The sequence below is a fragment of the Nonomuraea sp. KM88 genome, assembly GCF_052245635.1.
In the GTDB taxonomy this organism is placed as follows: Bacteria; Actinomycetota; Actinomycetes; order Streptosporangiales; family Streptosporangiaceae; genus Nonomuraea.
The window spans coordinates 1-26342 of the sequence record NZ_JBQQCC010000030.1 but is presented as its reverse complement, the minus strand read 5'-3'; the positions used below and the strand labels follow the sequence as shown (position 1 = coordinate 26342).

Genomic DNA, 26342 nt, shown 5'->3' with positions numbered 1-26342 from the left:
GTCCACCCCTGACGGTGCGGGTCGAGCCTGGCGGAGGCGGTCTTGAACAGGTACTCGGCACGTGGATAGGACAGCCGGCCCCGCCCGGTTGCGGGGCAGATGTCGGCGGCCGCGGGCGCGCGAGATCCGGAGGCAGGGGCGCGCCGGTCGGCCAGGAACACCGGCCCGGCGGTGCGGCCGGCCAGCAGGCGGGGCAGGATGCGGGCGGTGGGGGTGGCCCAGTGCACGTACTCGAGGGCGCCGCCCTTGCTGGTGACGCGGGCGCGGCGGAACTCCAGGTCGAGGTCTTCGATGTTGAGGGTGAGGATTTCCTCGGCGCGGGCGGCGGTGTCGTACAGGAGCCGCCAGAGCACTCGTTCGCGCAGCGCGTGAGCGGGGTCGGTGAACTGCCTCTCCAGCCGGGTGCGCAGGAGGGCGCGGTCACCGCGGCGGGCGGGTTTGCGGCGCTCCAGGCGCCGGGCCGGGTTGGTGGCCAGTCGTTCCTGGCGCTGGGCCCAGGCGGTGAAGGAGACCAGCGCGGACAGGTGCCGGTTCCACGTGGCCGCTGCCGCGGTGTTCCAGCGCTCCATCACCGCGGCGTAGTGCTCCGGCTGCAGGGCGGTGATCGGGTTCTGCGGGCCGGCCAGCGCGGTCAGGCGGGTCAGGGTCTCGGCGTAACCGGCGCGGGTGGTGGCCGCGGTGCGGGACTCCAGGAAGCGCTCGACCGCCACGGCGGTGGTCGCGCCGACGGTGGCCGAGCCTGTGGTCGAGCTGGCGGGGTCGGGTGGGATGGGGAACGCCACGACGGACACGACGCCGTCCTCCTGCACGTGGATGTGACACATAACGTTGCCGAGTCGCCCGCGGCGCGGCGGAGGCCGAACTGGGCGGACGCGGCCCGGCGAGGGCCAGTGTGACAGATAATGCAACTTCCCTGTCACATCGACCACGGCGCGTGGCGGACGCTCAGTCGTCGTCGGCACGAGAGCCCGCCACCCGGGAATTTCGGCGACGAGGCCGTCCCGGCGTGGGCCGGGTTTCACGGCTCCAGGCGGGTGAGGTCGAGCCGGGCCAGCCGGTCGGGGTCGGACAGGATGTCGATGGTGGAAATCTTGCCGTCGGAGATGGTGAAGCTCATGACGGAGATGAGCCGTCCGTCAATGGTGTTGACCAGGCCGGCGAGACCATTGACCAGCGCCGGGTGGGCGGTGGCGCTGGTGGCCATGCGCTGGAAGGTGGCGAGCTGCCCGGCCACCGCCGCGACACCGCGCAGGACCTTCATGCCGCCGGCGAGCGTCCCGCCGTCGCCGCGCAGCACCACGTCGGGGTCGAGAATGGACACCAGCGCGGCGAAGTCGCCGCCGCGGGCGGCGGCCAGGAACGCGTCCACCACGCGACGCTGATCGGCCGGATCGGGGTCGGGGTTCGGGGTCGCGCCGCGGACGCGCTGACGGGCGCGGCTGGCGAGCTTCTTGGCCGCCACGGGGGTGCGGTCCACGATGGGCGCGATCTGCTCGAACGGCAGGCCGAACATGTCATGGAGCACGAACGCCAACCGTTCGGCCGGGGTCAGGGACTCCAGCACGACCAGCAGCGCCAGGCCCACCGAATCCGCCAGCAGCACTTCCTGCTCCGGGTCGGCGGCATCCGCAAGGCTGACCACCGGATCGGGCAGGCGCTCCTCCAGCGATTCCTCGCGCCGGGACTTACGGGCACGCAGCATGTCCAGGCACACCCGGCCGACCACGGTGGTCAGCCACCCACCGAGATTGTCGATGTCGCCCGAGTCCGAGCGCGCCAGCCGCAGCCATGCCTCCTGGACCGCGTCCTCGGCCTCGCTCAGCGAGCCGAGCATGCGGTAGGCAACCGCCTTCAGATGGGGACGGTGCCCCTGGAACTGGTCGGCCAGAAAGTCGTGGGGCGTCACGGTTGTCTTCCTCTCATCTCAGTCACGTCAAAGCGCTGACGCACCAAACCAAGGGAAGGTGACCGCGTACGCACCCGGTCACCTTTCCCGCGGACCATCCGTCATGCCGGCGACCAACACTCCTGACGAAGGGTTGCCGAACGATGAGCAGGATGGATGTCCACGGAACGGTCGCGGACGGCTTCGAACAGGTGCGCGAGGAGTTCGCCGCGGTGGTGGCCGAGCAGGACGGACGGGTGGGCTCGCAGCTGACCGCCTACGCGCACGGCCGGCGGGTGGTCGACCTGTGGGCCGGAGATGAGGTGAGCGGCGACACGCTGACCGGGGTGTACTCCTCCACCAAGGGTGCCGCGACGCTGGTGGCGGCTCTGCTGGTGCAGGAGGGGGTCCTCGACCTGGACGAGCCGGTGGCCCGGCACTGGCCGGAGTTCGCCGCCGCCGGCAAGGACACGATCACGCTGCGGGACGTGCTCACACACCGCTCCGGCGTCATCGGCGTCGATGGCGGGCTGTCGGCGGCCGAACTGGCCGACGACGCGGTGATCGCCTCCCGCCTGGCCGGGCAGCGGCCGTACTGGCGGCCCGGTTCGGCCTACGGCTACGGCGGGTTCGTCACGTTCGCCATGGTGAACGAAGTGATCCGGCGGGTGACCGGCCGGTCGCTGCAGCAGGTCTACGACGAGCGCGCCCGGACCCCGTACGGGCTGGACCTCTACCTGGGGCTGCCCGCGGCCGAGGAGCAGCGGTTCCGGCCGATCCAGTGGTGGACGGCCACGCCGGAACAGGAGGCCGCGTTCTGGTCGAACCTGCCCGGCCCGCACAGCATCCTCGGCATCGGTTACGGGCTCAACAGCACGCCGCCGCTGGACCAAGTGGCCTTCGCCAACACCCGCGCCGTCCGTGCGAACGGCCAGGCGTCGGCCGGCGGGGTGGGCAGCGCGCGCGGGCTGGCCGGCCTGTACGCGGCGGCCGTCTGGGGGCTCGACGGACGCCCCCCGCTGCTCAAGCCGGACACCGTCGCCGAGTTCGCGCAGATCCACTCGTCCGGCGCCGACCTGGTCCGCGGCGCGCAGGGCAACTACGCGCTCGGGTTCCAGGCCAAAGGGCTGCGATACGCGTTCCTCAGCGCCAACGCGTTCGGCCACGACGGCTCGGCGGGCTCGGAGTCCTTCGCCGACCCGGTCAGTGGCATCGCCTTCGGCTACACGCGCCGCCGCTTCGGCTTCGCCTGGTCCTACCCCGAGCACGACCGGCTCGCCGCCGCCGTCCACCGCGCCGCCACCGCCGCCTGAGGAGCCTGGTGATGAGTGTTCCCGAGAGAAGAAGCGGCCTGGCCCTGCTGGTGATCGCCGCCGCGCAACTGCTGATGGTGATGGACGGCACCATCGTGACCGTGGGCCTGCCCGTCATCGGAGCCGGGCTCGGCATCGCCGAGGCCGACCTGGACTGGGTGCTGACCGCCTACGCCCTGGCCTTCGGCGGCCTGCTGCTGGCCGGCGGCCGGGCCGGCGACCTGTTCGGCCGGCGCAGGCTGTTCCGGGCCGGGCTGGTCGTCTTCCTGGCCGCCTCCCTGCTGGGCGGCGTGGCCGGCACCGGGAGCGTGCTGATCGCCGCCCGCGTGCTGCAGGGCGTCGGCGCCGCGATCGTCGCTCCGGCCGCGCTGTCCCTGCTCGCCGACACCTTCCCCGCCGGGCCGGAGCGCAACAAGGCGCTCGGCGTGTACGGCGCGATGGGCGGCCTGGGCTCGGTCGCCGGCCTGCTGCTGGGCGGCGCGCTCACCGAATACGCGGGCTGGCGCTGGATCATGTTCGTCAACATCCCCATCGCACTCGTGGTCCTCGCCGGATCCTCCGCCCTAACGCCCGGCAGCCGCGAGCGCGGCGGACTCGACCTGCCCGGCGCGGCCACCGTGACGCTCGCCCTCGGCTCACTGGTCTACGCGATCAACCGGGCCGGCTCGCACGGCGCCGGCGACGGGCTCACCCTGACCTTCGGCGCAGCCGCCGTCGCGCTGCTCGTGGTGTTCGCGTTCATCCAGCGCACCGCGCGCAGCCCGATGCTGCCCTCAGGCGTCCTGGCTGACCGCGGCCGGCTCGGCGCCAACCTCGTCATGCTGCTCATGGGCGCCGGGCAACTGGCCACCTTCTACTTCCTCACCCTCTACATGCAGACGATCAAGCAGTACTCGCCCATGATCACCGGTCTGGCCTATCTGCCGTTCGCGATCGGCATCGGCCTCGGCTCCGGACTCATCGGACCCCGGTTGCAGGCCCGCACCTCCACCCGGGCCGTCCTCGCGATTGGGATGGCGGTGGCCGCCGCGGCGATGGGCTGGTTCAGCCTGCTCACCCCCGACCAGAACCCCCTGCTCGCGCTCCTGCCCGCCCAGCTCGCTGGCGGCATCGGCCTGGGCATCGGCTTCGTCGCGGCCACCATCGGCGGCGTACAGGGCGTCGCACCGCGCGACTCAGGCATCGCCTCCGGCCTGGTCAACACCAGCCAGCAGATCGGCGGCGCCCTCGGCCTGGCCGTCCTGGCCGGCATCGCCGTCACCGCCACCGCCAACCAGCCCTCGGGCACACCCCTGCCCGACGCGCTGACCAGCGGCTACACCGCCGGCATGCTCGGCGCGGGCGGCTTCTACCTGGCCGCGATCCTCACCGCCGTCCTCCTCCTACGCCCCCGGCCCGCCAACCGGGACACCGAGCCCACACCGCAGGCCCTCGGCAGCACGCCCGGCTGAAATCGACCGCCCCAACCGGTCACCTTCGCTCTACACGATCCGTCAAAGCAGCGATCCACCAGTTGAGACCCCGAAGGGAACCCCCACCATGACCACCATCGAATCGCGCCTGCCCAACCCCGCCGTGCTCATCCCCGAACTCAAGGACATCGGCGGCGCCCTGTACAAGGCGACCGGCAACGGCACCATCCCGCAGACCACCATCAGCCTCATGCAGCTGCGCGCGGGCCAGATCGCCGGCAGCACGTACCTAACCGTCCTGCACACCGGCAACCTCCGCAAGGCCGGCGCCACCGAGGAGAGCATCACCGCCGTGGCCTCCTGGCAGGACGCGCCCTACTTCACCGACGCCGAACGCATCGCACTGGAACTCGTCGAATCCGTGCTCACCCCGAACCCGTCCGGCGAACGCGTCCCTGACGAGCTGTACGCCCGAGCCTCCGAACAGTACGACGACAAGGCGCTCGCCACCCTCATCATGGCCATCGGCCAGGTCTGCTTCTTCCTCCCCCTGGCCCTCATCGGCAAGCCGCTTCCCGGTGTGTCGCCGGCGGAGCAGTGGAGACCGTAACGCCCGAAATCCTCAGGGCGAGGACACGGCAACCCGTACCTCGCCCTGCCCCGGGCCAGATCAGGGCCGAGAGCCCAAGCGACGGACCCGCGCGGGCCCGTCCCGCACACCGACATCGCAAGGAGAACGAATCATGCACGCGCGGATGGCCAACCCTGCCTACCTGGTTCCAGACGCGGGACACGCGATCGGGGCCCTCATGCAGGCCATGCAGCACGACATGGAACAAGGCATCGTTCCGGCGGCGACACTGATGCTGGCCGCCATGCGCGGCAGTCAGATCAACGGCGGCAGCGCCTGTCTGTACGCCGACGCGGCCGAGGCCAGAAAGGCCGGAGTCACCGACGACCAGCTGATCACGGTGGCGGCATGGCGGCAGTCACCGTACTTCACCGACGCTGAACGGGCCGCCCTGGCGCTGGCCGAAGCGGCGACCCGCATGAACGACCGGTCCGGCGACGCCATCCCCGACGCGGTCTGGGACGAACTCGTCGAGCATTATGACGAACGACAGCGCGCCACCCTGATCCTGTGGATGGCCACCAGCAACCTCTTCAATACCATCAACAACATCATCAACGATCCTGCTGGCACCACCTGGAACTAACCGGTCCTCCTGCACGGTTGCCCCCTTGCGGAAACCGTGGAGGAGCGCCTGCCGGACCCGAGGAGGCAAGGTCGCTCCCAAGTACCACACGCCCCGCTTCATGCTGGTGCCCCAGCTCCGGGCCGAACTGGAGGTGCGTACCCCGGCCGAGCGCGCCCCGGGCCGCGCCTGGCAGGCGGGTCCCGCGATCGAGGCCGCGCTGCCGGCGGCCGCGGCTCGGCCGACTCGGGTCGGCTACGCCCGCTGCAGCACCGCCCAGCAGGAGCTGCAGAGCCAGCTCGACGCTCTCCGCGAGGTGAGCTGCGAGCCGATCTTCTCCGAGAAGATCAGCACCCGTATCAAGGTGCGGCCGGAGTTCACCAAGGCGATGGAATACGCGCGCACCATCAAGAAGGCTGTCCCGCACCAGCGGGTGATCTTCACCGTGCACGAGATGAAACGCCTGGGCCGCGGTGCCGCCGAACTGCTGACAATCGCCGAGGAACTGCGCCACCACGACATCGAACTCGAACTGCTGACCGGCCCGCTGCAGGGCATCTACAACCCTTCCGGGCACGGGGCGGCGTTGTTCGCGTTCTTCGCCGGGATGGCGGAGTCCGAACGCGAGTACATCCGCGAGAAGTCCCTGGAGGGGCAGGCCTCAGCCCGGGAGCGGGGTCGGCACGGCGGGCGGCCGAAGGTGTTCGACGACGACATGATCGCCTACGCGCGGACGTTGCGCGAGCGCGGCGTGGCCGTGCCCGACATCGCCCGCAAGCTGGTCATCCCCACCGGCAAGAACAAGGGACGGCGCCCGTCTGTGGCCAGCGTCTACCGTGCCCTGGCCGACAGCGCATCCAATCCGGACACCGCCAACCCCGCCGGTCTCGGCTGACGTGCCGGCGGATCGGGCGCCGCCGATCGCCGACGGGTCAACACCGACGCTGTGGCCAAGGACCAACGGCTGGTTCCGCTCTTCCTACGGCAGCGGGCGGTGTCGTGGATCGATGGTGCGGTGTCAGGAGAAGAGGCGGGAGGGGTGGACGCCGTCCACCAGCCCGGTGTCAGGGGGGTGGATGCTGTAGCCGAGCATGTCGCGGGTCCGGTTGCTGAGCTGGCGGGCCACCTGCCTGCCAGGGGAGAGGGTGAAGGCCTCCCGGGTGCGTAGCCACGGCTCGCAGTACTGCGCGGTGACGGTTAAGGACGGCGCGGCCGATGGCGGGGGCCGGCCGTGCCAGAGGGTGCCGAGGAGCAGGGTGCAGGAGCCAGGCGGCGGGGCGAGGAGCGCGCCCGGCGTGGCCGGATGGCGGGAAGCCCAGCGGTGGCTGCCCGGCCACACCGTCACCGTGGTGCCCGGGTCGAGGGCCCACAGGGCGGCGATGGACAGGGCAGGCCTGGGGCGGGCAAGCGGGTAACGCTGGTCGTCGTAACCCGCGAGACGGGCGGGCGCGCCTGGGGACACCTCGACAACCTCCAGCTGGGACAGCAGGTAGTTGGGCAGCAGCAGCCGGTCGAGCAGGGCGAGCACGCGGGGATGGTCGATGAGGGGATCCGCGGCCCGGGTGTTGTGCAGGACCCCGTACAGGCGGCGGATGTGCCGCGACCGGAAGGGGTCGCGGCCCGCGGGACCGAGCAGCGGGGTGAGTTCGGCGCGGATGCGGCTGCAGGTGTCTGGGGTGAGCAGGTCGGGCATGATGAGGTAGCCGTCACGGTGGAGCGCGGACATGGCTCCGGCGGTGGCCGGCATCCTGCCCTTGCGGGTCATGGCGTGTCGCCTTGGGTCATGCCGAGCGCGCCGGTGCTGAACTCCCAGATCTCTTGCAACACTGCGGCCCGGTCGGGGCGGGGATCCTGGTCGAGGACGATGGCCAGCACCGACCGCATGCCGCCGACGACGGCCGCGGACATCAGCTCGGCGTCGCGCCCGCGGGTGATGATGCCTTCGGCTTGGCCGGCGGCCACGTGCTTGGCCCCGAGGGCGATGACCTGCCTGGCGCAGCGGGCTTCCATCGCGGCGACCTGGGCGTCGCCGACCATCCGGCCGAGCACAATGGGGGCGAGCGGCTCGTCGTAGACCCAGTCGATCCACCGGGTGAGCTGGGCACGCCAGCGTTCGAGCCAGGTGTGGCCGGCGAAGGGGCTGAGCACGGTCTTGTCCAGAAGCCGGTCGTAGAAGTCGGCGAGCAGCGCGGTCATCAAGCCGCTGCGGGTGCCGAAGTATCGGTACGGCAGGCCGACGCTGAGCCCGGCGCGGCGCGCGACCGCCGCGACCTCGATGTCGCCGGTCTCGATGAGTTGTTCGGCGGCGGCGTCGAGGATGCGGCGCTGGGTGGCGGCGCCGCGTTCGGTCAATGACTCCATACCACCAGGTTAGTTGAGTTCAACTCAAGGTCCAAGGTCTTCCAGCGCCGCCAGAGCGATGATCAGCCATGGCCACGTGCTAAACAGCGGAGCCCGGGTCACGCCGACTTATCCTGCGCGGAAGTTGACGTGGATTGTCCCGGAAAGCTTCTTTGCTTGCCCTGCTGTGCGTTCCCTATGACCGCGCCAGCTGCATTCGCGTAGCAGGAGGGCTCACGGCTCAGTCGATTCCGCGCCTCCTTCCGTGAGCGCGATCAGCTCTTTGGAGTCGTTAGTGCGTGCTTCCCTCTGTCAGGTCCCCACGTGATAGGGCGGCCAGGCGGTATTCACGCGGGGGACTGGCCAAGCCCGGCGTCGCGGGCGCGGATGATGGCCTCGGCGCGGTCAGCGACCTGGAGTTTGGTGAAGATGCTGGAGATGTGGTTGGCCACGGTCTTGGGGGAGATGCCCAGGCGGCGGCCTATCTCGCCGTTGGGACGACCGGCGGCGATCAGGTCGAGCACATCCCGCTCCCGATCGGTCAGCTGGGGAAAAGGAACATCGGCCGGGGGCGGGGCGGAGAAGAAGCCGAGCACCCGTTGCGCGATGCCGGGCCCGAAGATCGCCTCACCGGCGGCTACGGCCCGGATGGCCCGTACGATCTCGTCTTGTTCGGCGCCTTTGAGCAGGTAGCCGCGGGCTCCGGCGCGCATGGCGGCGAACACCGAGTCGTCGTCGTGGTACATCGTCAGCATGAGCACCGCGACCTTGGGGGCGTCGCGGGTGATCTGCCTGGTCGCCGTGATGCCATCCAGATCGGGCATCTGGATGTCCATGACCAGGACGTCCGGGCGGTGGGTGACGGCCTGGCGCACGGCCTCGTGGCCATTGGCGGCATCGCCGATCACGGTGAGCCCGTCGATCGAGCCGAGCAGCGCGCGCAGGCCGCTGCGCACGATGGGGTGGTCGTCGGCCAGCAGGACAGTGATCATGATGCTCCCAGCGGCAGGACGGCCACGACCTGGCCGCCGTCAGGGCCGGGGCCTGCTGCGCAGGATCCACCGAGCTCGGCGGCGCGTTCGCGCATGGATGACAATCCCACTCCCGGTTCCCACTCCTGCGGCGAGTCGCCGTTGTCGCTGATGCGCAGACGTAATGCGGCGCCTGCGTCAATCCGCACGTGGATGCGGCTGGCGTCGGAGTGGCGTACGGCGTTGGTCATCGCCTCGGTGGCGATGCGGAAGGCCGCCGCCTCGACCGCTGCCGGAAGCGAGGGCAGGGTGTCGGGAGCGGCTACGTGGACGGCGATGCCGTCGCGTTGCAGGTGGGCGGCGCGTTGCCGGATCGCCCCGACCAGGCCGAGATCGTCCAGGGCGGGCGGGCGCAGGTCGTAGACCAGCCGGCGGATGTCGTTGATCGCCTGGGCGGTCTCGGCACGGAGTTCGGCGACCAGCTCCCGTGCCGTATCGGGGTCGGCGTTGATCAGGTTGCGGGCGGCGTCGGCCTTGAACGTCACCCCGGTGAGCACGGGGCCGAGCCCGTCGTGCAGGTCGCGGCGCAGCCGCCGCCGCTCTTCCTCCCGGGCCACGACAATCTCCTCGCGGGAGTGCTGCACCTGCTCCGACAGGGCCAGGGCGTGCACGGCGAGTGACAGCGGCGCGGCGAGCAACTGGAGTATGGCGTGGTCGGCCCCGCTGAGGCGGTTCTCCCCGTAGCGCAGACCCACCACCAGCTCGCCGACATCCTGCTTGCCGTAGCGCAGCGGGTACGTGTGCAGGTGTTGCGGAGGACGGCCGGATGTGACCACCACCTCCGCCGCCTGGCCGGCGTCTGCTTGCCCGGCCGCGACGGTGTGCAGCGCCGCGTACGGGATCCGCAGCGCTTCGCGCACCGCCTCCAGCACCCCGGGCAACCCGGCGTCCAGGCGTTCGCCCACCCGCCAGACAGCTCGCATCGGGTCGGCGCGGTCGCCGTACAGGATCCGGTCGACGCCGCGTTGCAGGCGGACGCGTACCGGGTTGAATCCGACCGCGATCAGCACCGTGGCCGCGACCGAACTGCCCAGCCCCACTTGCCGCCGCATCACGGTGTCCAGCACCGCGACCAGGGCCATGTAGGTGCCGATGACGCCGGTCGTCAAGAGCGCGTACAGCACCGTACGGGAGAAGACCAGCCGAATGTCCAGAAGCTGATGACGCAAGATCGCCACCATGATCGCCGCCGGGATGAGCGGTATGGCCAGCAGAATCAGGACCGGTCCGGACTGGAAGACGCCCCAGGCCGTGAGGACCACCGCGACGACCAAGACGGCTTGCACCAGCCACAACAGCTGGCGGCGGCGCGTCTCGTCCCCTCGCCGGTAGCGGACGGCCAACGCGACCAGGCCGATCACGACGGTGATGACGATACGTACTTCGCTGACGAGCCACAGCGGCGCCAGATCGGCATGGCCGGGCAGGACCAGATATCCGCTCAGCCCGGTGCCCATCCCATCGGGGCCGGCCCCCATTTCCAGCACGAACAGCGGAGCGGTGGCCACGGTGGCCCACATCAGCCGGCGCAGCACCGGCCCGGCCGCTCGGCCGTCGGGGAACAGCTGCAGGATCAGCGGCAGGAACAGCCCGATCGACCACGGCCAGGCATAGGCGCCCACCGTCACGAGCACGCGTACCCCGGCGGTGGGCCACCCTGCGTCCTGGCCGTACTGGATCAGAGGGACGACGGCCGCCGACGTCGCGTGGCCGAGGCCGTCGGCGATCAGCAGCCAGCCGATCGGATTGCCCCGCCGATGCCAGGCGATGAGCAGGCCGCATAAGGAGAACGCCAAGCCCATCGCGGCGTTCGTCACGACGAAGGAGTCCAGAGCCTCCGCCACGCCCCTGCCGAGGATCACACTGCCGATCACGGCTGTGGCCACTTCTGTGGCCGCCACGCTGAACAGCGCCACGGCCGCCGCGCGACCGCTTCGTGTCCGCAGGCGATCGGCCTCAACAGCGGGTGTGGTGGTCACCATCACATGATGAGGTCTGCGATCCTGGCTTGTCCTGGGTGCAGGCACCCGGACCGGCTGGGAAAATCTCCCGGCCGATAACTCCGGCACACCGTGGCTGAGGGCAACGGGCCACGCGCACGGTGGTGGTCATCCGATTCCCCCTGTCAAGGAGTGCCATGACCGCCATCGTCACGCCGGCGACGACCGCCGCCGCACCATCTCGGGTCCGGTGCCTGAGCCTCGGCCTACTCGTTGCGATCGGGCCGCTCAGCATCGCGGCCATCCGCGCGATCTTGCCGTACGGCGCCACCGACACCTCGGCGGAGGTGTTCGCCAAGATCGCAGCCCACCAGGACGTCGAGTCGGTGGTCCTGTGGCTGTCTCTGCTCGCCACGTTCACTCTGGTGCCGGGCGCGATCGCGCTCGGCCTGCGGGCGGCCAGACATAGTCGCCTGCTCGGCACGGCAGCGCTGGTGATGTCGGTGGCCGGCTTCTCCGGACTGCCCGCGATCGTGGCCATCGATCAGGCGGCGGTCTCAGCGGCGGCCGCGGGCGTGCCTGCCGACGTCGCCGCCCGCCTGCTCGAGCATCTGCTCAACGAGCCCACTGTCGCCGCCGCCACCATGATCTTCGTGATCGGCCACATCGTCGGCGTGGTGCTACTGGGGATCGCCCTGTGGCGCGGCGGCATCCTGCCCGGCTGGGCGGGGTGCGTCCTGTCGATCTCACAACCACTGCATCTGGTCTTCGCGATGATCGTGCCCAACCAGTTCCTCGACGGATGCGCCTGGCTGTTGACCGCGACCGGCTTCGCCCTCGCCGCTGCATCCGCGCCACGCACTCCCACAACACCCTGACCCATGAACCGTTGACAACCTTAATGCCATTTAGGAAACTGAATGACATGGAGGATACGTCGGGAGTAACGCCCGATCGCCGGCGGCGGCGGCGGGCCGAAACGATCACCGAGATCCTGGCCATCGCCGAGGAACAGATGACCACCGACGGGGTGGCGGCACTCAACCTGGCCCAGGTCGCCCGGCGGATGGGGCTGACGCCGGCGGCGTTGTATCAGTACTTCGCCTCCAAGAACGCCATCTACGAGGCGTTGTTCGCCCTGGGAATGGCCGATCTGGAGCCGGTGCTGATGGCGGCCGAGAAACGGGCGCAGACCGATCCGGTAGCGGCGATGACCACCTGCCAGCAGGACATCCTGCGCTGGTGCATGAATCGGCCGGTGCTGGCGCAGATCATCTTCCTGCGCCCGGTGCCAGGTTTCGAGCCATCAGAGACGACCTGGGCCTCTGCGCTGAGCCAGTTCCAGCGACTGCGGGAGATCCTGCGCATGGCAGGTGCGGCAGGTCAGGTCCGTCCCGAGGGCGCCACCGACGACGCGATGGAGATCCTCGTCTGCCTGGCCTCGGGGGTGCTGACTCGGCAGCTGGCCAACGAGCCCGACGCGCCGGTCGACGGCGGCCGGATCGCCCAGTTGCTGCCGACCGTCTTGGACATGTTCTTCACCTACTACGCCTCCCATGACGCCTGACAAGGTGGCGGCACGGGGTGCCGCCCCAGGAAGGAACGTTCCATGCATTCTGTGTCCGCCTTGGAGGAGCGGTAGCCATGGCCCGCCCCCACCATGAGAGCGTCCATCTCCACATCAAGGCCGCGCCGCAGGCGATCTGGAGCCTGATCGCCGACATCACCCGCATGGGCGAATGGAGCCCGATCTGCCGGTGCTGCGCGTGGCTCGCTCCGGCCACCGGACCGGTGGCCGGAGCCCGGTTCGTCGGCCACAACCGGATGGGCGCCTTGCGCTGGTCACGTGAGTGCGAGGTACTGGTCAGCGAGCCCGGCGCCGAGTTCGCCTTCCGCTCCTTCGTCGGCGGCCGCCCTTCGACGCTGTGGCGCTACCTGCTGGTTCCGGACGGGGCCGCAGGTGCCAGAGTGACCGAGGAGTACACCGTGTCGAGCGACTCCTCCAGCCCTCGCTGGGTCACGGCGCTTGAGAGCATCCCAGCGATACGCGGGCGCAATCGGGCCGCCATGCGCAACGGCATGATCGAGACCCTGCAACGCATCAAGACAGCCGCCGAGGCCGGCACACCGGCCCGGCGCTAGCCATCCCGGCAACCGTCGATCGCCGACGGCGCGGCGCGGCTGTCGCTGCCCGCGCCCCTACTGACACCTCGTGACCTCCCCGCCACCTCATGACCTCCGCACGACCGATCGGCAACACGGACGGCTATCAAACGCATACGTTAAGAAAGAGGACGCCCATGTCTGCGCCGCAGACGCACCCCCGTACCGAGTCTGACCTGTCGGCGTTCCTGCTGGCTCATGCCGGGTTCCGGGTCGAGTTCGGCCGCCTGGCCGAGGTCATCGGCAACGCGCGCGACGCCCGCCACGCCGAGCTGATCGAGGACCAGATCGAGTTCGTCCTGTCCTACCTGCACCATCACCACACCGATGAGGACACCTGGGTCTGGCCCCTGCTGCGCGCCCGCGCCCCGCACTCGGAGCAGATGCTGGCCGCGCTGGAACGGCAACACCAGCAGATCGACCCCGACCTGTCACTGGCCGGCGACCGCGCCCAGCCGCCGGCGCAGCGCGAGGCTGCGTTGCGCCGGCTGCACACCGCGCTGGCCCACCATCTGGATGAGGAGGAACGCGACGCGGTCCCGCTGATCCGCTCCCAGCTCACCGCCGAGGAATGGCGCGCCCATGGCCTACAGGTGGTCCGCGCATACGACCGCCGGCGGGTGCCCCTGCTGTTCGGCTGGGCCTGCGCCGCCGGGCCACCCGAGCTGGTCCGCCACGCACTCATCGACTTCCCCACCCCGATCCGCCTGCTCTTTCGGCTGCGCTGGTGGCCCGCCTACCGCCGCCGCCACACCCGCCTGTACGCAAGCCCGCCCCGCCGCCACCCCGACCGCGCCTGACCACCAACCACCAGAGGCGGTACAGGCGAGCCACCTCGCACCTATCCCTCCATCACCGCTCCTGGGCACGGGCTCCCAGACGGGCCGGGAAATCCTCCCGGCCGTCCAGCCATACGCCCCCTCCCGGTCGGGAGCCCCGCCACCGCACGCTGATGGCATACCGACAGGCCGAACCATCGGCCACGACCACCACAAGGAGAAGATCATGAAACGCGTCGCATCGGCGTCGCCGCGTTCGGACAATGACTCCATATCACCGTGTTAGTTGAGTTCAACTCAACATCTACCGGCATGCAAGTGCCCACGTCCACTCTTACGAATATCCCGGCACCCCTCGGAAGGGCACCAATTAGCCGGAAGTGGTCCGGGAGAAGCTCACACAACAAAACGGAAGGAACAGTCATGAGTAAACTTCACAAGACGGTGGGTGTCGCCTCGGCCATGGCGGCCCTGGCCGCGGGGCTGGCGTTCCCGAGCGCCGCGTCGGCTCAGTCACTGGGCTCCAAGGTCAGCACCTTTGGGACGCAGACCGCTGGCGACTGCACGATGTTCGAGGGCGCGCGGTGGACTCTCTACTCGGACGGCACGGCGGAGTTCGACGGTAAGGTCAGAAGCAGCGGCAGCAACGATGCCTGGCTGATGTGGGTGTACCTCAAGGACGAGAGCGGCGCGGTCCTGGGCCGTTTGACGAACGTCGAGTACCAGAACCCCTCCGACCCGGCCAGGTTCGTCAAGAACCTGCCCAAAAAGCAGACCCAGCGGTGGTTTGCTCATGGCCGGTTCGACCCCGACCTGTTCCCGCTCGTGAAGCGCATGTCTCTGGGGAGACACTGCTGACCCGGCCCCACGGCACGTTCGAGTCCGGCTCAGCGCGACCACGGCTGGGACAGCAGCGGTGCCCTGTCCGCGCTCGCCTCGGTCCGCTGGTCCTGCCACAGCTACAGGTGGAGTTGTGGCAGGACAGTTTCCGTCTCAGTGTCTCGGGCCTGGTCGACTCGGTGTTCAAGGCCGTCGGCACCGCTGCCGTGGTCGCCTCCATCGTCGCCTGAACCTCGCCACGCCGCCCCCTCTGCCCCACCGCACGCCATCTCCTGTCAACCCTTCGCATCCGGAGCAAGCAGATGAACAACTGCTCACATGTGGTGATCGGGATCACGGCGGCGCTCCTCGCGGCGGCCGCCCTGCCCGCCACCGCCCAGGCCGCCACGCGATCGTCTCAAGCCGGTCAGTTCACCGCCGCGCCACAGTCCTGGGGCCCGTACTACTCGCCCGGCGGCAAGCGGGCCCAAGCTTCCGGCACGGTCACCGCGACCGGTGAGGACCACGAGGTGATCCCGTCGGCCGCCACGCTGACCGTGTCCGGCACCGTCTCCGACCTGAGCCGATCCTCCTCCACCTGCGGGTGGGTGGTGTTCGGCATCGCCACCGTCAACACCGCCGGCAACCGGGTGACCTGGAAGCGACAGCACGAACGCAGCTGCGCCTACCGCACCCCGAAGCGCTTCTCCTTCACCTACCACCGCGTCTACCAGGTCGAGTTGAAGGTGTGCGCCGAAGGCCGGGGACGCTGGCCGTCGATCCAGTGCACCGCCGGCAACCCCGCCTGGAAGGACATCTACACCTCCCCGCACTAACCCTGTGCGCCGAGGGAGCAGAACCACGACCGCGCTGAACACAGGGCTTTACCCGGCGAGAAGACGCCCAGGAGAAGATCATGACACGCGTGACCCGCGCACAGGCCACACCGCCACCGCGCCAGTTTTCGTGGCCGGTGTCGATCGCCATCGTCGCCGGCCTGATCATCACCGCCCTCGCGCTGCCGTATCTGGCCCACCCCCTGCTCTATCCGTGGGCAGTGTCGCTGACCGGCGAACCGACCCTGACCGGGTACTGGCACGGCCAGGTGTCCTTCCCGCAGCAGGGACGGCAGCAGGTGGTCATGGATCTACGCGCCGAGCCGCGGGGCGGGCGGTGCTCCAACTGCTCACCCATCGACGGCGAGGTCAAGGTATGCGACCCCGGCCGCCCTGTCGTCTATGAGATGTGGGGCCGCGTCAGCGACCGCAGCGCCGCCCGCTTCTCCCTGAACACCCGCCCCAGCCGCCAGACCCCCGCCATGTCCCCTGTCACGTCCCTCGGCCAGCTCGACGGCCGGTGGCCTGGCGGCGACACGATCACCATCGCCGCCAACCGGTGGCGGCCCGGCGACCAGCCGTTGCGTTTCCAGATGCGCCGCACCACCGAGGCCGCCTTCACCACCGTCTGCTGACCACGACCGTCGACGTGGCGCTGGACCTCCAGCCCTATCACTGACCGACACCAAGGCGAAGGAATCCTCCCGTGAGCTGCTGCACAGCGTCCCGTCCACTCACCGGCCTGACCGCCGCCGTGGTGACGGCCGCCGTCTGGCTGGCTACGGCGAGATCGTCTGGTCGCCGAACCTCGGCAACGCCACCCTGGTCCGCCTCCACCAGAGGGGTCCCAACATCGTCGTCACGTGGAGCGGCCTGGGCCGTGACTGGGACTACTTCAACGTGCGCTGGAGCAAAGACGGAGGCAAGGCCACCCAGGTCCAGGTAGGCCGGCTGACCCCGTGGAGCGGCCAGTACCGGATGGCCCCGTTCGCCACCGGAGGCGTCGCCACGACCACCGGCGGCGAGGAGACCTTCAGGTTCGCCTTCATCGTCCAGGGTTGCGACAAGACCACCTTCGGCTTCGACCGCGGCCCCTGGAGCATCCCACCTCCATCCGCGTCGCCCACTGACCGCATTCCCCTGGCGGCACCCAGATCACCGCCGCCCACCCCGCACGCAGGCCATCCGTTCGGCGCGATGGTTTCGCACCCGATCCGATCAAGGAGAACGAACCATGCCAAGAAGCTGCGCCCGGCTCACCATTGCCGTCACAGCCGCCGTTGCCGCGAGCATCCTCACCTTGTCCGCCGCGCCCTTAAGCGCTGCCGCGAACGCGTCGACCACCGCCGCCGCTGTGGGCTGCGGCACCGCGGCACAGTACTACGACAAGGTCCCCGTGAGCGGCACCGGATCGCTCGCCAAGCAGTACAACTTCAGGCTGAGCCAGGCGGTGCACTGTCTCATCGACGCCGAACGCGCCCAGGCCGGGCTACCGCCGCTCACCCGGGTCGGCAAACTGGACGCGGCGTCGGCTGATCACGCGCGTGCCGCCGTGTTGCTGAAGTGGTGGAAGCCGGGGGCGGACTCGCACCGCAACCCGCGGACTGGTTCAACGCCGTCGAGCAGGATCCGGGGTGCGGGCTACTGCCCGAACCCCCGTTCATGGGCCGTCGCCGAGACCACCTACAACGGCTGGGGCGGCGCAGGCACCCCGAGGGCAGCCGTCCACTGGTGGGTGTATGTCAGCAAGGCCGGCCACCGCGAGATCATCCTGAGCAAGTCGCTGACCGACGTCGGCACTCTCGGGGTCGTGGCAGGGGCCGCGAACCCGGCCGGCGCGGGCGCAAGCAAGGCGGGAACGTACGTCGTCACCTTCGGGCGCTGCCGGCAATAGGAATGGCGCACCGCCCGCTCCGGCTGGCTTTCACATGAACGGCATCGTCATGACAGCACTTCCGTAGCACCTTTCGTCCAGGCATCGGTAGGGAGACGCGATGAGGGCGAACACAGCTCAGGCGAACACGCGGATGATGGGCATCGTGCACAGCGCGCTCCAGCGCGATCTGGAGCGCGCCCGAGCAGTGCTGACGGCCGAACCGTATCCGCGGGGGCGCCAGCGACGGGCACTCGGCGAGCATGTCGTGTGGATGATGGACTTCCTGCACGAGCACCACCAGGGTGAGGACGACGGGCTCTGGCCACTGGTACGTGAGCGCAACCCCGCCGCCGGGCCGCTGCTCGACTCCCTGGAGGCCGATCACCGGCGGATCGCCCCGGCGATGGAGTCACTAACGGCGGTGGGCCAGCGGTACGCCGGCACGACGACGGACCAAGCGCGCACCGCACTGGTGGCGGCGCTGGACGCGCTCACCCAGGTACTCGTGCCCCACCTCGACTGCGAAGTGGCACAAGTCTCAGCACCATGGCCGAGGGGCATACATGAGACTTCCGGTATGGCTCACGACGCGCAGAAGCAGCGTCAACGGCGATTCCCCTGACCCGCCACCAGATGTCCCACGCACGGAACCACGCATGGCGACCGACCTCGGCGACGCGCTGACGGCCTACTGGCGCAACGGGGGAACGCCACCGGTGACCTGTGGCTCTACCCGGGCACGGGCAAGCCCGGGCCGGCTTTCCAGCCTCGCGTGAAGATTGGAAACGGCTGGAACGGCTACACCTTCGCCGGGATCACCAACTGGCGCCGCTACGAACTCCGTGACCGAGACATCATCGCGCGCGACGACACGACCGGTGACCTGTGGCTGGATGTAACCTCCTGTGCCTTCGAACGAGCCGAGGAGCCAGACGTGCCCTTGACCAACCAACAGATCTACCAGCGGTACGTCTGGGCGGGGATGACCCGGGACGCCGCCACGCTGGCCGAGATGTTCACCGCGGACGGTGTCCTGGAGACACCGCTCGTCTCGGCCGGCGGCCCCTACCCGCGTCGCTTGGAGGGACGCGAGGAGATCCGCCGGGCCATGGCCGCGTACTACGAACGCTCGGCGACTGGCGACCGCACCGTGAACGTGGACAAGAGCCGCTACCTCCTGCACACCACGACCGACCCCGACGTGTTCATCGTCGAGATCGACACCGTCTTCGACAGCCCCGCGGGGCCGAGCAGCATGTCCCTGGTTCAGATCTTCCGCCTCCGCGACGACAAGATCGCCCTGCTGCGCGACTACTTCGCTCCCGAGGAGGCCGCTTGAGCCAAGCCGATCAACATCAAAGAGACGACTACACCGCCCGGCGCGTTCAGCAGGGCTCGTGCTGTGACCGGGAATGATCACAGTTGCCGGTACGCGGACAGGTGCCGGCCAGCACGCCCTGAGATTCATTTGGTTGCCGAAGCAGACCACGTGCAGGGGATCGGCCGCCGGGTCAGCGTCGAACTGATCAGGACGGCGCTGCTCGCCGCCGCATGCCCCTGGCGGCGCAGTCCTGCGCTGCGCATGCGGCCCTGGGGGCTGCTCTCGCGAGAGCGCCGCGCAGGGCATCGCCGTACGACCGCCCCGCCGTACACCCCAACCCCCGGCCCGGGTGTCGTGCGGCAGCCGGGTACAGACCATCCCGCTGTCCTTGGCCACGTCGATCGCCGCCACCCGGGCCAGCGTCTCCTCCGGCTCGTCTTCCTGCCCGGCCTCGGCCACCGCCGCGGGCCCTCGTGCTCGCCGCTGATCATTTCGTGACGTCGCAGCGGATACCAACCCCGGTGACTTGGTTGATTCGGCGACGAGCGCTCCTCGGCTCATTCGAGGGCGCGGGAAGCAGGGCCAGGCGTACACGCTCGGCCTCCCACAGACCCATCGCACCGTCCCTGATGACCAGGGTCAGGTCGATCATGACGCGACGGCGGCACTCACGTAGGGGGCGGGCCCTGTCACTGTGGAAGGTTCCCTGGCCTCTGCGTGAGCGCGGTCAACTCCCTAAAGCCGTCAGTGCGCGCTCCCGTCAGTAGGGCAGGTAGTAGCTGAGTACATCGGCGGTGAGCGGCGGGAAGAGTGTTTGGAACAGTTCCTCATCTCCGGCGTAGACGTCGGGCCGGGTGCGGGTCAGCCCTTCGATTCCGTGCGGGCCGAACAGCAGGGCTGGTATGTGGTCGGGCGCCGCTGCGGCGCCTCCCACGGCTCCGGGCGCCTGCATGACGCCGCCGGTGACGACCTCGCCGAGGCCGTCGGCGTGCACCGGGATCCGGTAGTGGGCGCCGAAGGTGGAGATGACGATGTCGCGGTCGGTGCGATCGATCCCGGCTGTGGTGAGGCGGTGCCAGAGCAGCGGCCGCAGCCGGTCGAGCAGCGCCGCGACGTCCGGGACGCGGACGTAGTACTGATCCGCGTGCTTGCGCGGTTCGTGGTCGAGGAACTCCTGCCAGGCGGCGGCGGTCACCGTGCCGGACCGGTGGACGACCCGCACCTGGCCGTCGGGTGCCAGGGCGGCGACGCCGCGGAGCAGGTCCCGTGCCGCCGCCTCATCCAGTGCGGCCGCCTCGGCCAGGGTCACCTGGTCGCCGGGGGGCGTGGTGCGTGCGGTGGCGACAACGGTTCCGGCGCGCTCCAGGACCCACAGGTTGCTCGCCTCGTGGGCCAGCAGCCATCGCCAGCGTGCCGGCGAGTGCGGCATGGCCACGTCGAAGTGGTTCTGGGCCGCCTCCTGCAGGGCTGCCATGGCGGGGATGTCGCCGGGCCGGGCAGCGCGGAGCCCGGAAGTTGCCTCGCCGGGCGGCAGGCTGTGCACGGCCGGCGCCGGCGCGATGTCGATGGCGTACTCGTAGCCGAACAGCCGGTAGAAGTACGGGATCCCGATCATCGTCTGAATGACGTGGCCGCGGGCGGCGGAGCGGTCGTGGGCCCATCGCATGAGCGCCCGTACGAGTCCGCGCCCTTCGTATGCGCGGTCGGTGGCCACCAGTTCCACCTGGCCCGCGGGCAGGTGGACGCCGCCGATGCGTACGTCCTCGTCGAGGAGGGTCGCGGTGGAGACGACCCGGTCGCCGTCCACGACCACGGCGCAGGCAGGCCATCCGGCGTCGGGATCTGCGACGACCAACCGGTGGTCGAGGGCGTCGGCCGGGACACCGCGTTCGGCCAGCAGCGCGCCGATCTGGTCGAGGTCTGCCGGCTGCGCCTGCCGCAGGACCAGGCCGTCGCCCAGTGAGCCGGGTAGAGGGGAGGCAGCGGTCGTGCGTGTCGTGCTCACGGCGGGACTATCGCATCGCCTGGACGCCTCGTCTATAGGGTTTCTCCGCTTGCGTAGTGGCGAGTCTCGGTACAGGGCAGGCGACCCTGGTGTGCCTCGTTCGGGCATCCCCTTTCCGACCGACAGGCTCGTAGCAGGCGTCGTCCGTCACGACGGTCAGGTCCTCATCGTGCGCTGGCCGCCGGAGGGACTGCCTTTGCGGCCCAGGCGATAGGTGCGATGGTACCCTGATCCGCATCACCCAGATCGGTGACCATGGCGGTGGTCTGTACTGCCCCCTCGCAGGTCCCCACATGACAGGGCCGGGCAGGCGATATTTAGTCGGGTGACCGGCCAGCCCGGCTTCGCGGGAGCGGATGATGGCCTCGGCGCGGGCCCAGGGCAGGCGCGCGGACGCTCCTGCCCGACCCATGAATGGTCACTACAATCGTTCACGATCCTGGAGAATCGCGGCGCGCCGGTGGCTGCTCGCCCCAACGTGCGTGGAGGAGCTCATGCCCGCTAGCTGTGTTGACCCGCAGGGTTGTTGACGCGGGTGATCGGTGGGTGGCCGCCGAGTGCGGTGTGGCATCAGTGGTGGTTGTAGGTGTGGAGAAAGTCTTGCAGGGCGGTGGTGCGTTCGTCGTTACTTCGGTAGGGGCGGGCGTAGGCCCATTCGTCGAGCAGGGTGCGGTTGAAGCGTTCGACCTTGCCGTTGATCTGCGGACGGTAGGCGCGGGTGTGTTTGCCGGTCGCGCCGAGGTCGGCCAGGGCTTGGCGCCAGGCGGTGGCTTTGCGGTAGCTCCAGGCGTTGTCGGTGAGCACGCGTTCAATGTGGGTGATGCCCAGGCCGGCGAAGTGGGCGGCGGCGCGGCGGAGGAAGGCGGCGCAGGTGTCGGCCTTCTCGTCGGGGGTGGACCTCGCTTGTGTAGTAGGCCAGGCGGGTGTGATCGTCGACGGCGGAGTGGATGTAGTCGAAGCCGAGGGTGCGGGTGCGGTCGTGGCTGCGTTGGTCGCGGCCGTGGATGCGCCAGCCGCCGCCGTTGGGGATGCGACCGAGTTTCTTGACGTCGACGTGGAGCAGTTCGCCGGGTCTGTCGCGTTCGTAGCGGCGGATCGGCCGGCCGGTGGGCCGGTCCAGGTGGGCCAGGCGGTGCAGGCCGTGGCGGGTCAGGATGCGGTGCACCGTGGAGGTGGGCAGGCCCACGTTCTTCATTTCGCCAGCAACTCCTCGACCGTTTGCACGCCGCGCTCCAGCACCGCGGCGTAGATGTCCGAACCACCAATCGTGTCCGGGTAGTCCGGGCACTCATGCTTCAGCCGCAAAATAGTCGCGCGTTGATCATCGGTTGCCGCACGCAACCGCAGGGCGTCGGGGACGTGCGGCCGCTCGACGACATGCAGCCAGAACGTCAGGTCGACCTTCCACACCTCGTTGACGAGCAAGACGGCGTAGAAGCGCTCGTCGGTGAGTCGCGGGGTCGGCCGGCGCTCGCCTCGTTCGTCGCGGAAGTCCACAGCAAGCACCTCGACGCGGCCGGCCAGGGTGGCCAAGCCGGCCAGGACGTGGAGCGCGGTGGCGTCCGGGGCGTCGAACATGACGTCGAGGTCGCGGACAATCATCAGGCCGGACAGCGCGCTACCGATCACCTGGGCATGCCAGGGGAACGCGGTCGGCAGGTCCAGCTGGTCGAGGAGCCGGCTCGCCTCGGCCTGCAGGACCTGAGCGTGTTCGACCAGCGACATGGACACAACGTAGGAGACGGCCAACGGGCAACACCAGTGATTTTCCGGGGACGATCACCTCGCCGTCGACCGTTAGGGCGGCGGGCTGACCGCTCTGGCCTCTGCGGCACCACATCGAGCCGCCGATCGACCACGTCGCCCATCAGACCAAGACGTCAGCCGGCAACTCCGGCACGTAAGACGTGCGCCGAGGGCCGGGGATCGGAGCCGTCGATCCAGTGCACCACCGGCAACCCCGCGTGGAAGGCCATCGACACCTCGATCGGCTGGCGGTCGGCACGGCCTGCGCCCTGGCGGCCATCCACGGCGCCGAGGTCGTTCATCGGGACTTCAAACCCGCCAACGTGCTGCTCGGTCCCGACGGGCCGCGCGTGGTCGACTTCGGCATCTCCCGGCCACTCGACGCCGGCACGGCGCCTTCGACGATGGCGGGCACCCCGCCCTATATGGCGCCCGAGCAGCTCAAGGGAGACCACGCATCTCCCGCGGCCGACGTTTTCGCCTGGGCCGCGACCATGGTCTACGCCGCGACCAGCCGGGCACCGTTCGGCAGCGACACCGTCGCCGCCGTCTTCCACCGCATTCTCACCCAGGAGCCCGACCTTTCAGGCATTCCGCAGAGCCTGCGCGACACCCTGACCGCCTGCCTGTCGAAGGATCCCCGGAGCCGCCCCTCGGCGCGGTCGCTGCTGATCCGCCTGGTCGACCCCGGTGACCCTACCGTCACGGTTCCCGATGTCGGCCCGGTCCCCAGCGCGTACGTCCCGACTGGCTGGCCCACCCCCGGCCTGACCAAAGTGCTGCCGACCGAGCCCATGCCTCGCACGGCGCCCATGCCCGTGGACGGATCGACGGTACCGACGCCCCCTCTTGGCGGCGCCAGCATCCCCACCCTCCAGCAGCTCCAGGCGCTGTTTGAACTTGCCCAATGACGCGGCCTGCGCCACATCCTTCAGACGGTCGAACTCGCTGCGCCGACTGATCGGATCCACCACCAGCATCCGCGCCAGCCTGGCCTTGGCCCCAGCGTCGAGCCGCCCAGCGACGCTCTGGTAGAAGCTGTTGTTGACCTCGGCGCGGATCGTCGCGGCCATCGCATCCAGCGTGGTGTAGCCCGGCAGCTCACAGCGCGCCCGGACAAGCTCCTCCAATGCCACGTTGATCAAGTCCGCAGGATTGTCTTTGGTCAGGACCGCTCCGCGAATCGCGTCCTCGGCAACCTTCCGGACCCCGGCCCCGTCATAGACGACCTTCATCCGCTTGCGGACGAACTCCCGATGCCGCTTGGCCGACCGAACCGCCGCACGCTCCAACGCTACGTCCTCGCCGAGCCCCAGAACGTCCCTCACATGCCGCACCACCAGCAGCGGCACATGCTCGACCTTCGGGAAGTACCCCAGCCGCTGGTAGGACTTCAACCACACCACCAGGGCCAGCAGATGCTGCTGATCCTGCGTCTTGGTCCGCGCCCACTCCACCTCGGCATCCGTCGGCGTGAACGCCTCAGCCAGCTCCCGCCCCGACACCACGCGGCCAAACCGTGGATACGCCGTCCGATCGACCGAGGTCACAGCCAACCCCCGCAGATGCGGCCAACAAGACGCCACCAACCCTAACGATCAGCCCTCAGCCCCGCGGCCCCTTTCCGGCGTATTCCGGCCGCCCCCGGAGATCTCCCAGAGTTCGTGCGAACTGAAGGGTCTTCAGGATGAACCCGAGGGTCTTCACGTTCTAGGGATGGTTTCGACCCTTGGGTTCGCCGGAACCGGCGAGGTCTTGTTCCTCAGCAGCCGTGATCAGGAGCTGCCGGGCGGAGTCGGCGTAGCGGATGGCGGTCTTGGTGTCGAGGCCGAAGACCGAGGCGAGATGCAGTGGGTCGCCGCCGCAGGCGAGGGCTTCTTCGAGGATCCGATCGATGCGCAGGCGTTCCAGGGTGGCGGCCTGTTTGTGCAGGATCAGCGAGGCTCCCTGGCCGCTGGCCGGCGCCGTGGTCGTGGCGGTGATGTGGTTGATGAGCAGGTGTGGGTTGGCGGTGTTGGGCCAGCGGGCGGCGCGATGGCGGAGCCAGTCGAGGAGCAGCCGGTGCGTGAGGTCGTCGAGTGGGCGGGCCCGGCTGGCGATGACGATGCGGCGGTTGCCGAGGTCGACGTCGTCCAGGCGCAGCGCGAGCATGTCGGCCGCGCGGGCGGCGTGGACTCCGGCGAGCGCGACCATGACCCGGGCCGCCGGAGTGGTGGCGGCTTGGACGGATCGATCGATGTCACCGGTGAGCAGCGGTTGCAGAACGCCGTAGGGGTATTGACCGACCCTGAGGCGGCGGGTGGGGTCGCGGAAGATTGTGCCGTTCTTCTTGGCGCGGGAGAACAGCGACCGCAACGCGATCAGGGCGTGGTGGCGGTGGTGGCCGTGGAGTTGGTCAAGCGCGGCCAGGACGTCGTCGCGGGTGACCTCGCGCAGGTGGTCGTAGCGGTCTGACCAGGTCAGCAGAATGGGCCGGATCCGGCTCATGTATCCATAGACGGTCGCCGGAGCTCGCGCCTTGTTGCGCGGGCCGCCGTCGTGCAGGACCCGCAGCCACGCCTCGACATCCCGGCCGATTCCGGGAGCCAGGCCGTCCAGCTTGCCGGTGAGCCAGTCCTCGAACGGGGGTCGGCGGTCGTCGTGAAACAGGCCCATGCGGGTGAGCACGTCGATGGTGCGGCCGACGCCGATCACCCGCTTGCGCAGGACGGGGGACATCTCCGAGTGCAAGACGGGCTCGCCATCGACACGGCCGGCCAGCAGGGTGGTCAGGCCCTGCTCGATGTCCTCACGGACTCCGCGTTTCCAGCCGCGGGCCTCGCCGAGGAGGTGGATGGTCCAGCGGGCCCAGGCCATGAGCGGGTCGTTCAGAGTGAGGCGATCGCGCCGGTCGAATCGTGTGTAGTCGTGGGGCAGGTCGAACAGCCGCAACGGCGTTCCCGCAGATGGCGGGCGTCCTGCGGGGACAGGATCCGGCTTGGGCGGGCGCCCGATCCGTCCTCCTGGATTACGGATCCGGCCGCCCTTCTTCCGCGCACGACCCCAGAGTGGATTCAGGTGGGCCAGGAAGAGCTGGTGATGGCGGACCTGAGACAGCAACGGCTGGACTCCGATGGCCACCTGGCCCGTCTGCGCGTCACGACGAGCCTGGCACCAGCACAACCGGCAATAGCCCTCACGTGCGGGCAGCCGCCGAGAGCATCCGGCGCAGTAATCGGCCGGGAACCGGGAGGCGAACGCAGCGCAGGCTCCGCATCGCGAGGTGGACAACATGCCCCAGGCCAGGCAGTCGGTGCAGTTCGAGGGTCGCATGGGGGTTCATCCCGTTGGATCACGGTGGCGGGAGCGACCGCCCGTCCTTGCGCTTGGGCGTCACTGCCGGGCCTGCGGACGAGGCCGCCGCGGGCTGCTGCCGGTCATGCTCGACGCGCTGGACCTTCTCCGGCTCGGGGATAAGGAGTTCGTCGACTCCGCAGCCCAGCACGGCGCAGATGACGTTGAGATCGTCGAGTTTGATGCTGGCCGGATCGCCCGACCACAGTCCGGACATCTTCCCGGCGCTGATGACCAGCCCATGCTCGGCGAGCATGCGCTGCAGGTCGCTGGCCTTCCAGATGCCGCGGTGGGCGGCGGCCAGGCGCAGGTTCCACTTCATGCGTGCTCCCTTCCGGACGCTGGCA

At 69.6% G+C, this 26342-nt stretch carries 27 protein-coding genes and 3 pseudogenes; 17 read left to right on the top strand and 13 right to left on the bottom strand.

The window, feature by feature from the left end:
* Window positions 1-35: 35 nt before the first annotated feature.
* A pseudogene (locus tag ACTWPV_RS46480) lies at window positions 36-824 on the bottom strand (site-specific integrase); the annotation flags it as partial.
* A gap of 194 nt (window positions 825-1018) precedes the next feature.
* The gene (gene sigJ, locus ACTWPV_RS46475) at window positions 1019-1906 is read right to left on the bottom strand and encodes an RNA polymerase sigma factor SigJ (protein WP_443156739.1); all 888 of its coding nucleotides are present in this window, start codon (window positions 1904-1906) and stop codon (window positions 1019-1021) included.
* Between the two features lie 143 nt (window positions 1907-2049).
* On the opposite strand from sigJ, the gene ACTWPV_RS46470 reads away from it, so the two are divergent.
* From ACTWPV_RS46470 to ACTWPV_RS46450, 5 genes are all read left to right on the top strand, one after another.
* Entirely contained in the window at window positions 2050-3198 is a 1149-nt protein-coding gene (locus tag ACTWPV_RS46470; RefSeq protein WP_443156738.1) for a serine hydrolase domain-containing protein, read from the top strand.
* 11 nt (window positions 3199-3209) lie between these two features.
* On the top strand, window positions 3210-4649 hold the full coding sequence (locus tag ACTWPV_RS46465) for an MFS transporter (RefSeq protein ID WP_443156737.1): 1440 nt from the start codon (window positions 3210-3212) through the stop codon (window positions 4647-4649).
* Window positions 4650-4737: 88 nt separating this feature from the next.
* On the top strand, window positions 4738-5220 hold the full coding sequence (locus ACTWPV_RS46460; RefSeq protein ID WP_443156736.1) for a carboxymuconolactone decarboxylase family protein: 483 nt from the start codon (window positions 4738-4740) through the stop codon (window positions 5218-5220).
* A gap of 133 nt (window positions 5221-5353) precedes the next feature.
* Window positions 5354-5827 carry a carboxymuconolactone decarboxylase family protein gene (locus ACTWPV_RS46455; protein ID WP_443156735.1) on the top strand — a complete coding sequence of 158 codons (474 nt, stop codon included), beginning with the start codon at window positions 5354-5356 and terminating at the stop codon, window positions 5825-5827.
* A 25-nt stretch (window positions 5828-5852) separates the two neighbouring features.
* Window positions 5853-6701 carry a recombinase family protein gene (locus ACTWPV_RS46450; protein ID WP_443156734.1) on the top strand — a complete coding sequence of 283 codons (849 nt, stop codon included), beginning with the start codon at window positions 5853-5855 and terminating at the stop codon, window positions 6699-6701.
* Between the two features lie 123 nt (window positions 6702-6824).
* Here ACTWPV_RS46450 and ACTWPV_RS46445 read toward each other — a convergent pair whose 3' ends face one another.
* From ACTWPV_RS46445 to ACTWPV_RS46430, 4 genes are all read right to left on the bottom strand, one after another.
* On the bottom strand, window positions 6825-7571 hold the full coding sequence (locus ACTWPV_RS46445) for a phytanoyl-CoA dioxygenase family protein (RefSeq protein ID WP_443156733.1): 747 nt from the start codon (window positions 7569-7571) through the stop codon (window positions 6825-6827).
* Window positions 7568-8167: a TetR/AcrR family transcriptional regulator gene (locus ACTWPV_RS46440; RefSeq protein WP_443156732.1), complete on the bottom strand. Its 600-nt coding sequence runs from the start codon at window positions 8165-8167 to the stop codon at window positions 7568-7570. The genes ACTWPV_RS46445 and ACTWPV_RS46440 overlap by 4 nt, the downstream gene beginning before the upstream one ends.
* Window positions 8168-8493: 326 nt before the next feature.
* Window positions 8494-9138: a response regulator gene (locus ACTWPV_RS46435; RefSeq protein WP_443156731.1), complete on the bottom strand. Its 645-nt coding sequence runs from the start codon at window positions 9136-9138 to the stop codon at window positions 8494-8496.
* Complete coding sequence (locus ACTWPV_RS46430) at window positions 9135-11156, bottom strand: sensor histidine kinase (RefSeq protein WP_443156730.1); 2022 nt, start codon at window positions 11154-11156, stop codon at window positions 9135-9137. Before ACTWPV_RS46430 ends, ACTWPV_RS46435 begins: the two co-directional genes overlap by 4 nt.
* Window positions 11157-11314: 158 nt before the next feature.
* Here ACTWPV_RS46430 and ACTWPV_RS46425 point away from each other — a divergent pair, with 158 nt between their 5' ends.
* The 11 genes from ACTWPV_RS46425 (at window position 11315) to ACTWPV_RS46375 (ending at window position 19409) form a co-directional block, all read left to right on the top strand.
* A complete protein-coding gene (locus tag ACTWPV_RS46425) occupies window positions 11315-11995 on the top strand; it encodes a hypothetical protein (RefSeq protein WP_443156729.1) in 681 nt (226 codons plus the stop codon).
* Window positions 11920-12684 carry a TetR/AcrR family transcriptional regulator gene (locus tag ACTWPV_RS46420; RefSeq protein WP_443156728.1) on the top strand — a complete coding sequence of 255 codons (765 nt, stop codon included), beginning with the start codon at window positions 11920-11922 and terminating at the stop codon, window positions 12682-12684. The genes ACTWPV_RS46425 and ACTWPV_RS46420 overlap by 76 nt, the downstream gene beginning before the upstream one ends.
* A gap of 77 nt (window positions 12685-12761) precedes the next feature.
* Complete coding sequence (locus ACTWPV_RS46415) at window positions 12762-13259, top strand: SRPBCC family protein (RefSeq protein ID WP_443156727.1); 498 nt, start codon at window positions 12762-12764, stop codon at window positions 13257-13259.
* Window positions 13260-13417: 158 nt separating this feature from the next.
* Window positions 13418-14080: a hemerythrin domain-containing protein gene (locus ACTWPV_RS46410; protein WP_443156726.1), complete on the top strand. Its 663-nt coding sequence runs from the start codon at window positions 13418-13420 to the stop codon at window positions 14078-14080.
* Between the two features lie 402 nt (window positions 14081-14482).
* A complete protein-coding gene (locus ACTWPV_RS46405) occupies window positions 14483-14917 on the top strand; it encodes a DUF6294 family protein (RefSeq protein ID WP_443156725.1) in 435 nt (144 codons plus the stop codon).
* Between the two features lie 284 nt (window positions 14918-15201).
* Window positions 15202-15714 (top strand): hypothetical protein, encoded by a 513-nt coding sequence (locus tag ACTWPV_RS46400; RefSeq protein ID WP_443156724.1) that lies wholly within the window; start codon window positions 15202-15204, stop codon window positions 15712-15714.
* An 80-nt stretch (window positions 15715-15794) separates the two neighbouring features.
* On the top strand, window positions 15795-16349 hold the full coding sequence (locus tag ACTWPV_RS46395) for a hypothetical protein (protein WP_443156723.1): 555 nt from the start codon (window positions 15795-15797) through the stop codon (window positions 16347-16349).
* 599 nt (window positions 16350-16948) lie between these two features.
* Window positions 16949-17608 carry a CAP domain-containing protein gene (locus tag ACTWPV_RS46390; protein WP_443156722.1) on the top strand — a complete coding sequence of 220 codons (660 nt, stop codon included), beginning with the start codon at window positions 16949-16951 and terminating at the stop codon, window positions 17606-17608.
* Between the two features lie 100 nt (window positions 17609-17708).
* Entirely contained in the window at window positions 17709-18212 is a 504-nt protein-coding gene (locus ACTWPV_RS46385; RefSeq protein ID WP_443156721.1) for a hemerythrin domain-containing protein, read from the top strand.
* A 150-nt stretch (window positions 18213-18362) separates the two neighbouring features.
* Window positions 18363-18929, top strand: coding sequence for a nuclear transport factor 2 family protein (locus ACTWPV_RS46380; RefSeq protein WP_443156720.1), 567 nt, complete (start codon window positions 18363-18365; stop codon window positions 18927-18929).
* A gap of 150 nt (window positions 18930-19079) precedes the next feature.
* On the top strand, window positions 19080-19409 hold the full coding sequence (locus ACTWPV_RS46375; RefSeq protein ID WP_443156719.1) for a hypothetical protein: 330 nt from the start codon (window positions 19080-19082) through the stop codon (window positions 19407-19409).
* Window positions 19410-19671: 262 nt separating this feature from the next.
* Here ACTWPV_RS46375 and ACTWPV_RS46370 read toward each other — a convergent pair whose 3' ends face one another.
* The 4 genes and pseudogenes from ACTWPV_RS46370 to ACTWPV_RS46355 form a co-directional block, all read right to left on the bottom strand.
* Window positions 19672-20916 (bottom strand): GNAT family N-acetyltransferase, encoded by a 1245-nt coding sequence (locus ACTWPV_RS46370; RefSeq protein ID WP_443156718.1) that lies wholly within the window; start codon window positions 20914-20916, stop codon window positions 19672-19674.
* A gap of 501 nt (window positions 20917-21417) precedes the next feature.
* Window positions 21418-22102: pseudogene (locus ACTWPV_RS46365) on the bottom strand (IS481 family transposase); the annotation flags it as partial.
* Between the two features lie 5 nt (window positions 22103-22107).
* Entirely contained in the window at window positions 22108-22641 is a 534-nt protein-coding gene (locus ACTWPV_RS46360; RefSeq protein ID WP_443156717.1) for a hypothetical protein, read from the bottom strand.
* 155 nt (window positions 22642-22796) lie between these two features.
* Window positions 22797-22964 carry a hypothetical protein gene (locus ACTWPV_RS46355; RefSeq protein ID WP_443156773.1) on the bottom strand — a complete coding sequence of 56 codons (168 nt, stop codon included), beginning with the start codon at window positions 22962-22964 and terminating at the stop codon, window positions 22797-22799.
* Between ACTWPV_RS46355 and ACTWPV_RS46350 the strand changes: the two are divergent.
* Window positions 22908-23276 (top strand): annotated as a pseudogene (locus tag ACTWPV_RS46350) (protein kinase domain-containing protein); the annotation flags it as partial. The gene ACTWPV_RS46355 and the pseudogene ACTWPV_RS46350 sit on opposite strands and share 57 nt — an antisense overlap.
* On the opposite strand, the gene ACTWPV_RS46345 reads toward ACTWPV_RS46350, so the two are convergent.
* From ACTWPV_RS46345 to ACTWPV_RS46335, 3 genes are all read right to left on the bottom strand, one after another.
* The gene (locus ACTWPV_RS46345) at window positions 23247-24212 is read right to left on the bottom strand and encodes a DUF4158 domain-containing protein (RefSeq protein ID WP_443156716.1); all 966 of its coding nucleotides are present in this window, start codon (window positions 24210-24212) and stop codon (window positions 23247-23249) included. The pseudogene ACTWPV_RS46350 and the gene ACTWPV_RS46345 overlap by 30 nt on opposite strands.
* A 160-nt stretch (window positions 24213-24372) precedes the next feature.
* Entirely contained in the window at window positions 24373-25593 is a 1221-nt protein-coding gene (locus ACTWPV_RS46340; protein WP_443156715.1) for a hypothetical protein, read from the bottom strand.
* 400 nt (window positions 25594-25993) lie between these two features.
* Window positions 25994-26342, bottom strand: a 349-nt coding sequence (locus ACTWPV_RS46335; RefSeq protein WP_443156714.1) for a helix-turn-helix domain-containing protein, incomplete at its 5' end; no start/stop codon positions are given.

Bases quoted from the DNA above. Each gene is read 5' to 3' on its own strand.
- ACTWPV_RS46470 (WP_443156738.1), top strand. From the start codon at position 2,050: ATGAGCAGGATGGATGTCCACGGAACGGTCGCGGACGGCTTCGAACAG.
- ACTWPV_RS46465 (WP_443156737.1), top strand. From the start codon at position 3,210: ATGAGTGTTCCCGAGAGAAGAAGCGGCCTGGCCCTGCTGGTGATCGCC.
- ACTWPV_RS46460 (WP_443156736.1), top strand. From the start codon at position 4,738: ATGACCACCATCGAATCGCGCCTGCCCAACCCCGCCGTGCTCATCCCC.
- ACTWPV_RS46455 (WP_443156735.1), top strand. From the start codon at position 5,354: ATGCACGCGCGGATGGCCAACCCTGCCTACCTGGTTCCAGACGCGGGA.
- ACTWPV_RS46445 (WP_443156733.1), bottom strand. From the start codon at position 7,571: ATGACCCGCAAGGGCAGGATGCCGGCCACCGCCGGAGCCATGTCCGCG.
- ACTWPV_RS46440 (WP_443156732.1), bottom strand. From the start codon at position 8,167: ATGGAGTCATTGACCGAACGCGGCGCCGCCACCCAGCGCCGCATCCTC.
- ACTWPV_RS46435 (WP_443156731.1), bottom strand. From the start codon at position 9,138: ATGATCACTGTCCTGCTGGCCGACGACCACCCCATCGTGCGCAGCGGC.
- ACTWPV_RS46425 (WP_443156729.1), top strand. From the start codon at position 11,315: ATGACCGCCATCGTCACGCCGGCGACGACCGCCGCCGCACCATCTCGG.
- ACTWPV_RS46420 (WP_443156728.1), top strand. From the start codon at position 11,920: ATGCGCCTGGCTGTTGACCGCGACCGGCTTCGCCCTCGCCGCTGCATC.
- ACTWPV_RS46415 (WP_443156727.1), top strand. From the start codon at position 12,762: ATGGCCCGCCCCCACCATGAGAGCGTCCATCTCCACATCAAGGCCGCG.
- ACTWPV_RS46410 (WP_443156726.1), top strand. From the start codon at position 13,418: ATGTCTGCGCCGCAGACGCACCCCCGTACCGAGTCTGACCTGTCGGCG.
- ACTWPV_RS46405 (WP_443156725.1), top strand. From the start codon at position 14,483: ATGAGTAAACTTCACAAGACGGTGGGTGTCGCCTCGGCCATGGCGGCC.
- ACTWPV_RS46400 (WP_443156724.1), top strand. From the start codon at position 15,202: ATGAACAACTGCTCACATGTGGTGATCGGGATCACGGCGGCGCTCCTC.
- ACTWPV_RS46395 (WP_443156723.1), top strand. From the start codon at position 15,795: ATGACACGCGTGACCCGCGCACAGGCCACACCGCCACCGCGCCAGTTT.
- ACTWPV_RS46390 (WP_443156722.1), top strand. From the start codon at position 16,949: ATGCCAAGAAGCTGCGCCCGGCTCACCATTGCCGTCACAGCCGCCGTT.
- ACTWPV_RS46385 (WP_443156721.1), top strand. From the start codon at position 17,709: ATGAGGGCGAACACAGCTCAGGCGAACACGCGGATGATGGGCATCGTG.
- ACTWPV_RS46360 (WP_443156717.1), bottom strand. From the start codon at position 22,641: ATGTCGCTGGTCGAACACGCTCAGGTCCTGCAGGCCGAGGCGAGCCGG.
- ACTWPV_RS46355 (WP_443156773.1), bottom strand. From the start codon at position 22,964: ATGAACGACCTCGGCGCCGTGGATGGCCGCCAGGGCGCAGGCCGTGCC.